Below are 12,520 nucleotides of genomic sequence, written 5' to 3' on the forward strand. Positions count from 1 at the left end.
TGCCGTCGGTTCGGAAGCTTTGCGGACCAAATTTCACTACCTGTGTTGAGGATCATCATGATCGAGAAATTGCCCCTCTGGGAAGCCGCCAAGCGCGAAATGGAGGAGTACCAATTCATTGCCGGGGCCGAGTTGCAGCCCAAGTGGGACGTGCCGGAAAAGGTCGCCATCAACGCAGCCGTCTCCGGCCGCTTCGAAGACACGACGTCCTTCCAGGCGTACGTGGATGAAGCGACCAGCGTGATCGAAGCCGGCGCCTGCGGCGTCCACATCGACTTCTCGTTCATGACCGACAGGGACGGCCGCCGGCTCGATCGCGACGTCGTGCCGGTCGAGGCCTACAAGCAGGTGATCGAGCCGCTGCGCAAGCGCTTCGGCAACGATTTCGTGCCGAACGTGAACGTGCTGCACGGCACGACGTTCGACATGTGCATGGGCCCCGCACGCGAAGGCCTGACCGAAGTCGCGCCCTGCGCGCCGGGTCACCCGGAGGCCTTCGCGGTGCCCGCCGTCGCCACGCTCGAAGAAGTCGGCGTCAAGCCCGAACTGGCGGTGCACAGCTCCGGCGAAATCGAACTCGCCAAGCGCAAGCTGATCGACACGGGCATCCTCAAGCCGCCGTACAACTGGCTGATCCTGTACGGCCTGCCGTTCAACGTCGGCCGCACACTGGTCTCGGGCACGTGGGTGAGCGACGCCGAGGACATGACGAAACACCTGTTCCTGATGGTCGACCAGATCCGCAAGATCGACCCGACGTCGGTCATCAGTGTCTGCGCCGCAGGCCGTTCAACGCTCTACATGACCACCCTCGCCACCATGATGGGACTGCATATCCGCGTCGGCACGGAAGACACGCCGTGGAAGTACCCGAACAGCGACGAGCGCCTCGCGAGCAACCTCGAAATGTTCACCATGGCGCGCGATATCGCGGCCCTGCTCGGACGCAAGCCGGCAACGGCTAACGAGTACCGGCAACTGATCGGCAAGCCGGCCCGCTGACGACGGGTCGGCGACCGTGGCCTCGCGTGGAATGCGCCACGGTCGCGGGATCGCGCCTATAACGCCTATAACGGCCAGGCGCCTTCAAGCGCCCAGGAGAATGACAGATGAAAGATGAAACGAAGGGCGCGGAGCCCAACGTGCAGTTGTGGACGCGAGACGGGTTTCTCGGCGCGCTGTCGGTCGTGACCCGATCGACGTATGCGCCTGATTACCTTTCCGTCGAAGGGCCGCATGCGCCGCGTAGAGCCGTGCTCGAACATCTGGTTCCGCGCGACGCCAGCGACCCGCAAGCCCTCCCGACAACGGTCGCGACGTCGCGCATCGGCGTGAAAGTGCACGTGTCCGCCCGCGGTGCGCCGATGCCGTTCGTGGTGCGCAACGTCGAGGCGGACGAAATTCACTTCATCCAGTCCGGCACGGTGAAGTTCGAAACCGATGTCGGCAGCCTGATCGCCGGGGAAGGCGACTTCGTCTGTATTCCTCGTGCGATTGCCTACCGTTACGGCCCGACCGATGGTGCGATGCGCAGCCTCATCGTGGAGAGCCCCTCGGCGGTCAAGCTCACGCCGCCGGCGCCGTCCGGCATGCTCAACGTCGCGCGGGACCTGAAATACGCCGAAATCGATCCGGTGATCGCGCCCGGCGGCCCGACCCGGCTGATCCTGAAGACGCTCGACGGCGAGAACACCGTATTCCTCATGCCGCACGACCCGCTCTCTCTCGGCGTAAAGCTTTCCGATAGCGTGCCGGTGTGGAAGCTCAATCTCTCGAAGATCCAGGTTCACACCTATCTTCCCGAGGGCGGACCGCCGAGCCCCTTCCTTTCGTCGGGTTCAGGCGACCTGCTGTTGTTCAACCTCAGCGCACGCCCAGGGGGCCGCCCGCCCATCCATATCAACGCCGATTTCGACGAAATGATCTGCTACGTGGGCGGCCCCGGCGCGTGGGGCGGCTGTACGGAACCCGGCACCTTGACGTGGGTGCCGAAAGGCGTGATCCACCACGGGCCGTCCGAGGACGTGCCCGAAGGCTACCGGGCATGGCTGCTCGAAACACGCGCGACCCTGCGCTGGACGCCAGAGGCCATCGCCATCTCGCAGTTGATGGAAACCGGGAATTACGCGCCTCACCCGAGTGCCGTGAAATGACACGCTGATCCGTGGGCCGATTCGATCGGCGCCACGTTCAGGCGAAGTGAATTAGAAAGGAGACCGAAATTGGATGCGAGACTTCAGCAAATGCTGGACGAAGCCGAGATCCGCCGCGTTCATATCCGCTACTGCCGCGGCATCGACCGCATGGATTGGGACCTCGTGCGCTCGTGCTATCACCCCGACGCAATCGACCGGCACGGTGCGTACAACGGCGATGTGGAAGGCTTCATCGCATGGGCGGCCGAATTGCTGCCGGATTTCGAATCGACGCAGCATTTCACCGGCAACCAGTATGTCGAGGTTCACGGCGATCTGGCGTTCGCGGAGCACTATGCGCGGGCCAGCCACCGGACGAGGCCCGAAGGCGACAAGCCCGCGATGGATTGGGTGGTGAACATTCGCTATGTGGACCGCATGGAGCGGCGCAACGGCGAATGGCGCATTGCCGACCGGGTCGTGGTACTCGATTCGCAACGCTCGGACCCGGTTCCCGAGGGCCAGGCGCCGCTCGGCAATTCGAATGTCGGCCGCCGCGACAGGGAAGATCCCTCGTACCGGTACCAGATCGTATGACGGGTGCGCCCGTTACCAAAAGTTAGAGGAACACATGGACAGGAAACTTCGCGTGGGCATTGTCGGCCTGAGCGCAGATCGCGGTTGGGCGGCAATGGCCCATCTTCCCGCCTTGAGGGCGTTGCCCGATGTCTTTGAGCTTGCAGGCGTCGCCAATACGACGCTCGCCAGTGCGCAGGCCGCCAGCGCTGCGTTCGGCATCCCGCGCGCGTTCGAGAATGCGGCGGCGCTTGCCGCTTCGCCGGATATCGACGTTATCGTGGTCGCCGTCAAGGTCCCGCATCATCGCCAGGTCGTCACCACGGCCTTGCAAGCCGGCAAGAGCGTGTACTGCGAATGGCCGCTCGGCAACGGGCTGGAAGAAACCATTGCGCTCGCGAAGCTTGCACGCGAGAAGAAGGCGCTCGCTGTCGTGGGCACGCAGGCGATCGCCTCGCCTGAAGTGCAGTTCCTGCGCAAGCTGGTCGCACAAGGTGAGATCGGCGACGTCCTCTCGTCGACGTATGTGGGGTCCGGCATCAGTTGGGGCGGCGACATCTTGCAGGGCGACGCCTACGCCATGGATGACCGTAACGGCGCGACGCTGCTTTCCGTGATCGGCGGGCACGCCATTGCCGCGATTCAGGCGGTACTCGGCGATATCGACGAGATTGGCGCGGTGCTTTCGCAACGCCGCCAGACGGTCCGGGCGATCGAGACGGGCGAACCCGTACCGATGAAAACGCCGGATCACGTTATGGCAAACGCCGTTCTGCGCTCCGGTGCGCCGCTGTCGCTGGAATTGCGCGGCGGCGTGCCGCGCGGCACGAAGTTGCTGTGGGAGATCAACGGAAGCCAAGGCGATTTGCGTGTCACCGCACGGAATGAATACGTGCCTTGCGTGAATATTTCACCATTGCGTGTGGAGTTCGGCCGCAAGGGCGAGGAAGGCTACACGGAACTCGCGATTCCCGATCCCTTCCCTATTGAGGCCGAAGAAGCGGTTGCCGCACGCAACGTCGCCGGCATTTACCGGTTGATGAGCCAGGACCTGCTTCATGGCACGCGCACCGCACCCAGTTTCGATCACGCACGCGCACTTCACGAGGTGCTCGAAGCGATCGGGCAGTCGAGTCGATCCGGCAAACGGGTGAAAGTGGGGTAAAAGCGCGCAAGCACGTCCGGCAGTGGGAGGTGGACGCCTTCGCTTCGAGCAAGGCCGTCCTGCATGTTCTGGTCACGCGAACGATGATGGCGCGCGTGATGAGGAGAAGACAATGGCCAGCGCAGAAAAGTCATTGCGCGCGATGGTCGAGTTCTGGCTTGCCCCGACCTCGACGGATGCGGTTCACGTGGTCGAATTCAGGAACCGGCGCGCGAAGCGTCAATGCTATGTGTGTGTCGAAGCCAGCCGGGCGGCGGGCCCCGCGGCCTTGTTCTTCTTTCGCCACAACGACGGACTCTGGCACGTCTTCCCGCCGGGACGGGAGCGGCCCAGCATGCGCGTAGCCTGACGTAACCATGGCGGCTTCACGCCGCCCTGGCCCGCTGCCGGCTAGTCGACGATGGAGTCGCCTTGGGAAATCTGGGCCAGATTGGCTTCGATCTGGCGCATGACCTTCCAGAAGACGTGAAGGTCGTTCGGCGCGATGCCCTCGAACGAACCTGACACCATCGCGGTAATTTCTGGCAGCAGTTCGTCGACGAGGCGCCGCCCCTCCTCCTGCAGGCTGACGTAATACTTTCTCCGGTCCTTCGGGTCGCGCGTGCGGCGCACGAGATTGCGCTTTTCCATGCTGTCGAGCGCCGGCACCGCGGTGGTCGAGGCAATGCCCACCCGCTTGCTGAGTTCCAGCTGGTTCATTTCTCCACGCTCGGCAAGCACGCGCAGGTAGAGCCAGTGCGCAACCGAAACGCCCTCCCTGTCCAGCACCTTCTGCGCCTGACTGTCGTAGAGCCGGTACAGCGTGCGCGCCATCCACGGTACGGTTCTGCCGCGCACATCGACGGCGACCGAGCGGGCCATTGCACCCTGTTCATCCGGCCCCTCCAGTTCCAGGGCCTGCTTGACTGCATTCAAACTCAGCTTCGACATAAGCCATTCCTCAACATGGGGCCGCGAAAAGATCGGTCATGCCTTCGGTGCAGGGAATTCCCTGGAGCCCTTGACTTTGCCCGTCCCTGAACACATCATTCGATATCAATCTATCTCAATTTGGATGATCTCTCAAGGGATAATCCAGATTGCCACCAGCGGTGATATCCCGCCTCACAGCGCCTGGTTCAATTCAGGATCGAGACTGGCATGCAACGACAACTCCTTGTGCTCATACTCTGGCTCATGCCATTCGCCCTTCGCATGGCCGCACGAAGATTTCCCAGCGTGCGCAAGCACCTGGGCGCGGGGCGATGGGTCATACAATTGCGGTTGCGGGACAACAGCCTCGCTCGGCAGCTCCATTTCAAGGACGGCACGCTATCCGCCAGTTGGGGCCCGTACGCCGCGCCGGACGCCGAACTCGTGTTCATGGACGTCGCCACGGCCCGCCGCATGCTCGCGCCGACAACCGATCATGCGTTCCTGATCGACGCCCTGAAGAACTTCAAGATCACCCAGGGCGGTAGCGACGAGGCGCTGGTCTGGTTTGGCCAGCTCGTCAATACGATGAAGACGGCGTCCTGGCGCAAAGGCATGCCGATGAAAGACGGCACGACCCGCTATGTCACGCTGACGAACGGCGGCCCTGTTTTTGTCTTCGTGAAAGACGACAAGATCATCCGGACGACGCCCATCGATCTCGCCGAGGAGGATGGGCCGAGCTGGACCATTCGCGCGCGCGGGCGTCAATTTTCGCCGGCACGCCGCGGCACGGTCAGCCCGCACGCGCTTTCGCTCAAGTCACTCGTGTACTCCGACAAGCGCATCCTGCACCCGATGAAGCGCGTCGACTTCGACCCCAACGGCGAGCGCAACATCCAGAATCGCGGCATCTCCGGCTACGAACGGATCAGTTGGGACGAAGCGCTCGATATCGTCGCGGGCGAAATCCGCCGCATGAAGCAGCAATACGGTCCTGGCGCCATCGCCATGGCGACAGGCGCGCACCATCAGTGGGGCAACATCAACTACTACCTGAGCGCGATGCAGCGCTTCGGCAATCTGATCGGCTACACGCGCGTGGAAATGAGTCCGATCAGCTGGGAGGGCTGGTATTGGGGCGCCATGCATCACTACGGCAACAGCCTGCGCCTCGGCACGCCGAGCTTTTACGGCACCGCCGTGGATTGCCTCGAAAACGCCGAACTCATTGTGTTCTGGTCGAGCGATCCCGAATCGACCAATGGGGTCTACGCCGGCTTCGAAGGCACGGAGCGCCGCCTGTGGGCAAAGCAGCTCGGTATCGAGTTCGTCCACATCGATCCTTACCTCACGCAATCGGCCCAGCTGCTTGGCGGGAAGTGGCTTCCCATCCGTCCCGGCACCGACTCCGCTTTTGCGATCGCCATCATGCACGAGTGGATCGTGAACGGCACCTATGATAAGGAGTACGTGGCGAATCGAACCACCGGATTCGACGAATGGCGTGCTTACGTTCTCGGCGAAGAGGACGGCATACCCAGGACGCCCGAATGGCAGGAAGCCGAAACGGGCATTCCGGCGAAGGACGTGCGCAGTCTGGCTCAATTATGGGCGTCGAAGAAAACCTACCTCGCAGCGGGGGGCCTGGGCGCGGGCTTCGGCGGCGCCTGCCGCACGGAAACCGGTGCCCAGTGGGCGCGCAGCGTCGTCATGATGATGGCCATGCAAGGCTGGGGGAAGCCTGGCATCAACTTCGGCAATCTGCAGATCGGCGCACCGCAGGACCTGAACTTCTACTTCCCCGGCTACGCGGAAGGTGGCATTTCCGGCGACCTGAACTACACGGCGAGCGCGGCGCACAACTACTGCCGCATGCCTCACATCATCACGATCAACCCCGTGAAGCAGTCCGTTCCCCGCCAGCGGCTTGCCGAAGCCATCACGGAAGGTAAAGCGGATGGCTACCTGTGGGACGGATTCTCGATCGAAGGGCAATTTGCCTACTACGCGTATCCGCGGCCGGGTTATTCGCCCATTCATATGCTGTACCGCTACGGCTCGTCTTCGTTCGGCACGGTCCCCGGATCGAACCGGATGATCGACGCGTACCGCCATGCGTCGCTCGAATTTGTCGTCAACCAGTCGATCTGGATGGAAAACGAAGCGCGGTTCGCCGACGTCATCCTGCCCGCGTGCACGGCGCTCGAACGCGACGACATCTCCGAGTGGGGCAATTGCGGCGGTTATATCCAGCACGCGCAAAGTCAGATCAATCACCGGATGATGATCATGCAGCACAAGTGCATCGAGCCGCTCGGCGAATCCCGCTCGGACTACCAGATCTTTCTGGATCTCTCTTTGCGGCTCGGTTATGGCGGCATGTATTCCGAAGGCGGCGGGTCTGAACTGACGTGGTGCGAACGCATGTTCAACTCGACCGACCTGCCGAAGCAGACAACCTGGAAGACGTTCCTCAAGAAGGGCTATCACGTCGTGCCGCCGCCTGCCGACGACGATCGTCCGCCCGTGGACATGCGCTGGTTCGCCGAAGGCCGCGCGAAGGATCTGCCGGAAGCGAATCCGCTGCCCGGCGTCTATTCGAGCCAGTTCGGCGAAGGACTGCCCACGCAGTCCGGCAAGTTCGAGTTCGTGCCTTCCAGCCTGCGGCGCATCGAGGAGATGGATCCCGCGCGTCCGGCAGTCAACCGGTACATCAATCGCGACAGCGCGATCAAGCACCCGTATCCGTTGCAGCTCGTGACCAATCATCCGGTCTACAGCTTCCATACCCACGCGGACGGGAAGAACAGCCATATCAGCACGATCAACGAGCATCGGCTCAATGTGGGCGGCTATCGTTACTGGGTACTCCGAATGAGCGTAAAGGACGCCGCCGCGCGCGGACTGCACGCCGGCGATCTCGTTCGCGTGCACAACGCGCAGGCCTCGGTCATCTGCGCACTGGACGTATCGGAGCTGATCAAGGATGGCGTGGCGCGCGGCAACGAATCGTGCGCCGAACTCGACCTGATCAAAACAGCGGTCGGCATGGTCGATCGTGGAGGGTGTCTCAACCTGCTCACGCCGGGCCGGAAGATGAGCACGACCGCAGACGGCATCATGCCCAACACGTGCTGGGTGGAAGTGGAGAAATGGGACGCAACACTGGAGAACGCAGCATGAGCAACTGGGCACTGGTTATCGACGTTTCGCTTTGCATCAACTGCCGAAACTGCGTCATCGCCACGAAAGACGAATACAGCGGCAACGCCTTTCCCGGCTATTCGGCCCCGCATCCGCCTGAAGGGCTCGAAACGATACGCGTCGAGCGGCAGGTGCGGGGAGAAGGCACGCTCGTAGACGTCACGTATATCCCGAAGGCCTGCAATCATTGCGACGATGCGCCTTGCGTCAAGGCCGCACCGGACGGCGCCATCTACAAGCGCCCGGACGGGATCGTCATGATCGATCCGGAGAAGGCGCGCGGCAGGCGCGATCTGGTGAAGAGCTGCCCGTACGGCATGATCGAATGGAACGAACAGGAGCAGGTGCCGCAAAACTGGAACTTCGACGCCCATCTGCTCGACGCAGGATGGAAGGAGCCGCGCTGCGCCCAGGCCTGTCCCACCAAGGCAATTCGCGCACTGAACGTTCCGGAGCCCGAACTGGAGAAGATCGTGAAAGACGGCAACCTCACGGTCATTCACCCGGAGTTCGGCACGAAGCCGCGCGTTTTCTATCGCCATCTGGAAGACGCGCTGAGCCATCTCGTGGCAGGCAACGTGTGCGAAACCCTGGAAGACGGACGCCAGCGCAATCTGGCCGGTGTCGAAGTGGTGCTGCGTGACTCCGCCAGCGGCGACGAGCGCACGACGCGAACCGATCATTTCGGCGACTTCCGTTTTTCCGGCTTGAAAACGTTGACCTCGACGGTCGAGGTGCGCGTGCGCAGGGACGGTCAGGAGAAGGTGATCGCAACCCGGGAGCGCACCGGCAGCGTCAACCTCGGCACCCTGCTGTATTGATCTTTAATGCGGGGCGCCTTTGGGCGCGCCCGCCTGCCGCGTTCAAGAACGCCACAGGCGGGCGCAATCCAGCGCTCAAATAGCGAAGCTTTCGAGCGTGGCCGGATGAAACAACTCGCGGGCTTCGAGCCGACGGTTCGACAACCCTTCTGCATGATGGCGCTCGAGGAAGCAGTTGACGACATGCTCGTTCTTCGCGAAGCCGTATGACCAGAAGTCCTCGCCCATCAGCTTGCGCGCCGCTCGAAGCTGGTCCTCCACGAACGGCAGCGTGATTTTCGTGGCCGACGTGTCGCTGAGCCGCGTGAGCGCAAGCGCCTTTGACTTCTCGAACGCCTTCATCAGCGCGCCGGGCAGCCACGGATGACGCTCCGCCAGCGTCTTGCGCACGCCAAGCGTGTGCATGATCGGGAACAGACCCGTTCGCGTGTACCAGTCGGCTGCGGTCTTGTGCGGATCGTCGAACAGGTACTTCACCTGCGGATGCCCGCGGTCGAAGCATGAGGGCGCACGCGGGCCGATCACTGCGTCGATTTCGCCGTCGGCCAGCAGTTCCGAAATCGTTCGTCCGGCGGGCGCCGTTTCGAGCGTGACATCGTCGGGCAACTGCAGCGTGATCTTCTCGACTCGCGACGCGTCCTCATAGCCGCCGCGCACCCACGTCACGTCCGACGCCTTGACGCCGTAGTCTTCCTCGAGAAACAGCCGCACCCAGACGTTGGCAGTGAGCTGATACTCGGGCACGCCGATACGTTTGCCCTTGAGATCCTCGGGACACTCGATCCCACGGTCAGCGCGCACGTAAATGGACGTGTGTCGAAAGGCACGCGACGGAAAGACCGGAACGGCAATGTACGGCGACGTGCCCGCAGCGGTTTTCACCGAATAGCTGCTGAGCGAAAGTTCGCAGACGTCGTAGTCCGCATGCCGGAATGCGCGGAAGAATATTTCTTCGGGATCCTGAAGCATGAACACCGGATCCACGCCCTCGATCTGCACGTCGCCATCCACCAGAGGGCGAATCCGGTCGTAGTTGCCTACGGCAATGGATAACTGAAGCTTGCTCATTGTCTCTCCTCAATACTTCGGAAACGTCACATGATTCGGAACCGGAACGGCCACATCTCGACACATTCGATTGATATCGAATGATCCTTAATGGTATTGATATTGTCAAGATCAGGACGGTCTCTCGGGAGAATCCCTGAGTGCCTTGACATCCACAGCACCCGAGCACATCATTCCATTTAAATTCATCCCTATTGAAATCATTCTACATAGAATTACTAGAACGAACAGAGGCACGCGCCATGGATACTGATATGACGGTAGGCTGGGACCTGGAGGTCGATGTCATCATTCTGGGAGCGGGCGCAGGCGGTCTTTCGGCTGCGATCGTTGCGAAGAAAGAAGGGCTCGAGCCGCTCGTACTCGAAAAGACAGACCAGGTCGGCGGCACCTCCGCGTGGTCGGTCGGCATGATGTGGTTCGTGGACAGTGCGCCCATGCAGCGCGCGGGGTTCAGGGATTCCTTCGACAAAGCGCGCCGCTACTTCGCCGCAACGGTCGGCACCAGCGTGGGCCATCCGCTTCAGGAAAGCTATATCACGCAGGGCCGGGTTGCCCTGGACTACCTCGTGCAGCATTCCGAACTGAAGGTAGCGGCAGTGGACTATCCGGACTATTACCCCGAGTCCGATGGCGGCATGTTCGGCCGCGCCCATGCCCCGCTCGATTTCGACGGCCGCAAACTCGGCGCGCACTTCAAGGATTTACGCGCCCCGCTCCCCGCATTCGCGCCCTTCGGCGGCATGATGCTCGACCTCGTGGACTTGAATCACTTCCTGTCCCTCACGCGCTCGTTCAAGTCGTTTTCCCACGTCGCAAAGCGATTCCTGCGCTATGGAATGGACCGCCTGAGCCATCATCGCGGCACACGACTCGTAGGCGGCAATGCGCTCGTCGCACGCCTCTACAAAACCGTTCTCGACGAACAGATTCCGCTTTTGCTGCGCGCCCACACGACGCGACTCGTCACCGCGAATGGCGCTGTGACCGGCGCCGAAGTCACGCGAGACGGCCGCACGTTGCGCGTGCGTTCACGCCGCGGTGTGGTGATCGCGACCGGGGGCTATAGCGGGAGCGCCGCGATGCGGCGCGAGCATTCGCGTCAGCCGACGGTGGAACTCGGGCTGGGCTTGCCGAGCAACATCGGCGAAGGCATTCGGCTCGGCCTTTCCGTGGGCGGCCGGCTCGATCACAATGCCCTCGACACGGGCTACTACGTGCCGATCTCGGTTTTCAGGAAGGGAAATAACGAGACGCTGTGGGGCCATTTCATGCTCGACCGGCCCAAGCCCGGCTTTATCGCGGTGAACAAGGAAGGCAACCGCTTCACGAACGAAGCGGCCTCGTACCACGCCTTCACGCAAGGCATGTTCGACGCCGGCGCGATTCCCGCGTTTCTCGTCGCCGATGCAGCAGCCGTGAAAAAGTACGGCATTGGCGTCATTCTTCCGGGCATGTCGCTGCGGCGTTATAAACGGGCGGGCTATCTCCATAGCGGCAAGACGCTCGCAGAACTCGCGGCCAAAATGGGCATCGACGCCGATGGCCTCGCGCGCAGCGTGCTGCGGAATAACCATTTCGCGCAAACCGGCGTCGACGAAGATTTCGGCAAGGGCGCGTCGGCCTACAACATCTACAAGGGCGACCCGGCGCATACGCCGAACCCGTGCATCGGGCCAATCGCGCAAGGACCGTTCTACGCCGTCAAGCTGATGCCGGGCGACTTCGGTACGAGCCGGGGTCTCGTCACCGGGCCGAGCGGCGAAGTCCTGGATCTCGACAACCAGCCGATTCCCGGCATCTTCGCCTGTGGCAACGACATGAACTCGCCCGTTGGCGGTCACTACATTGGAGCCGGAATTACACTCGGCCCGGCGCTCACGTTCGGCTACCTGGCCGCCATGGCGCTGGCGAAGCGTGATCCGTCACGGGCCACGCTCGCTTGCGAAGCCAACTCGCGGGCAGCCCAGAATATCGACCAGGGTTGACACGCAGGCGGCTGGTTAGCCAAACAGCTTGTTCGCTGTCTTCGCAATCAATTCGCCCTGGTGGCGTGCGCCATCGAGATCGATTTTGCTCGGCTGCCGCTGTCCCTGTCCGCCTGCAATCGTTGTCGCGCCGTAGGGGGCACCGCCGGCGATCTCGTCCAGCGTCATCTGAGCTTGATAGCTGTACGGCAGCCCGACGACGATCATGCCGAAGTGCAACAGGTTGGCGATGATCGAAAAGAGCGTGGCTTCCTGACCGCCGTGCTGGGTGGCCGTCGAGGTGAATGCACCGCCCACCTTGCCATTGAGCGCGCCGCTCATCCACAGGCCGCCGGCCTGGTCCAGAAACGCCGCCATCTGCGACGACATGCGTCCGAAGCGGGTCGGCGTTCCGATGACAATGGCATCGTAATTGGCGAGTTCCGCAACGGCTGCGACCGGCGCCTGCTGGTCCAGCTTGAAATGGGAGGCTGCGGCGACTTCCTGCGGCACGGTTTCAGGCACACGCTTGACGTCTGCGGCGGCACCCGCGGCGCGGGCGCCTTCTGCAACGGCCTCTGCCATGGCTTCGACATGCCCATAGGAGGAGTAGTACAGCACCAGAACTTTCGACATAACAGGCTCCTTTCAACGGTTCCGGCAACGCCG

The 12,520-nt window shown here is 62.4% G+C and carries 11 protein-coding genes; 8 read left to right on the plus strand and 3 right to left on the minus strand.

What is annotated here, in order from left to right; all coding sequences use genetic code 11:
- The first annotated feature begins 57 nt into the window (after positions 1 to 57).
- The 5 genes from FAZ97_RS21760 (at position 58) to FAZ97_RS21780 (ending at position 4,225) form a co-directional block, all read left to right on the plus strand.
- Positions 58 to 1,002: a 3-keto-5-aminohexanoate cleavage protein gene (locus FAZ97_RS21760; RefSeq protein WP_158760475.1), complete on the plus strand. Its 945-nt coding sequence runs from the start codon at positions 58 to 60 to the stop codon at positions 1,000 to 1,002.
- 107 nt (positions 1,003 to 1,109) lie between these two features.
- A complete protein-coding gene (locus tag FAZ97_RS21765) occupies positions 1,110 to 2,153 on the plus strand; it encodes a homogentisate 1,2-dioxygenase (RefSeq protein WP_158760476.1) in 1,044 nt (347 codons plus the stop codon).
- A 69-nt stretch (positions 2,154 to 2,222) separates the two neighbouring features.
- Complete coding sequence (locus FAZ97_RS21770) at positions 2,223 to 2,732, plus strand: nuclear transport factor 2 family protein (protein ID WP_158760477.1); 510 nt, start codon at positions 2,223 to 2,225, stop codon at positions 2,730 to 2,732.
- Positions 2,733 to 2,766: 34 nt separating this feature from the next.
- Positions 2,767 to 3,876: a Gfo/Idh/MocA family protein gene (locus FAZ97_RS21775; protein ID WP_158761032.1), complete on the plus strand. Its 1,110-nt coding sequence runs from the start codon at positions 2,767 to 2,769 to the stop codon at positions 3,874 to 3,876.
- A gap of 112 nt (positions 3,877 to 3,988) precedes the next feature.
- Positions 3,989 to 4,225, plus strand: coding sequence for a hypothetical protein (locus FAZ97_RS21780; RefSeq protein WP_158760478.1), 237 nt, complete (start codon positions 3,989 to 3,991; stop codon positions 4,223 to 4,225).
- Positions 4,226 to 4,266: 41 nt separating this feature from the next.
- On the opposite strand, the gene FAZ97_RS21785 is transcribed toward FAZ97_RS21780, so the two are convergent.
- Positions 4,267 to 4,806, minus strand: a complete 540-nt coding sequence (locus tag FAZ97_RS21785; protein WP_158760479.1) for a MarR family winged helix-turn-helix transcriptional regulator — start codon at positions 4,804 to 4,806, stop codon at positions 4,267 to 4,269.
- A 210-nt stretch (positions 4,807 to 5,016) separates the two neighbouring features.
- Here FAZ97_RS21785 and FAZ97_RS21790 point away from each other — a divergent pair, with 210 nt between their 5' ends.
- Positions 5,017 to 7,974: a molybdopterin-dependent oxidoreductase gene (locus FAZ97_RS21790; RefSeq protein ID WP_158760480.1), complete on the plus strand. Its 2,958-nt coding sequence runs from the start codon at positions 5,017 to 5,019 to the stop codon at positions 7,972 to 7,974.
- A complete protein-coding gene (locus tag FAZ97_RS21795; protein ID WP_233271731.1) occupies positions 7,971 to 8,816 on the plus strand; it encodes a 4Fe-4S dicluster domain-containing protein in 846 nt (281 codons plus the stop codon). Before FAZ97_RS21790 ends, FAZ97_RS21795 begins: the two co-directional genes overlap by 4 nt.
- 75 nt (positions 8,817 to 8,891) lie before the next feature.
- Here the strand turns inward: FAZ97_RS21795 and FAZ97_RS21800 are convergent, their stop codons facing one another.
- The gene (locus tag FAZ97_RS21800; protein WP_158760482.1) at positions 8,892 to 9,884 is read right to left on the minus strand and encodes an ABC transporter substrate-binding protein; all 993 of its coding nucleotides are present in this window, start codon (positions 9,882 to 9,884) and stop codon (positions 8,892 to 8,894) included.
- A 242-nt stretch (positions 9,885 to 10,126) separates the two neighbouring features.
- Here FAZ97_RS21800 and FAZ97_RS21805 point away from each other — a divergent pair, with 242 nt between their 5' ends.
- Positions 10,127 to 11,872: an FAD-dependent oxidoreductase gene (locus FAZ97_RS21805; protein ID WP_158760483.1), complete on the plus strand. Its 1,746-nt coding sequence runs from the start codon at positions 10,127 to 10,129 to the stop codon at positions 11,870 to 11,872.
- Positions 11,873 to 11,887: 15 nt separating this feature from the next.
- On the opposite strand, the gene wrbA is transcribed toward FAZ97_RS21805, so the two are convergent.
- On the minus strand, positions 11,888 to 12,487 hold the full coding sequence (wrbA, locus tag FAZ97_RS21810; RefSeq protein ID WP_158760484.1) for an NAD(P)H:quinone oxidoreductase: 600 nt from the start codon (positions 12,485 to 12,487) through the stop codon (positions 11,888 to 11,890).
- Between the last annotated feature and the right edge of the window lie 33 nt (positions 12,488 to 12,520).

The organism is Paraburkholderia acidiphila, from assembly GCF_009789655.1.
GTDB classification, from domain to species: Bacteria; Pseudomonadota; Gammaproteobacteria; order Burkholderiales; family Burkholderiaceae; genus Paraburkholderia; species Paraburkholderia acidiphila.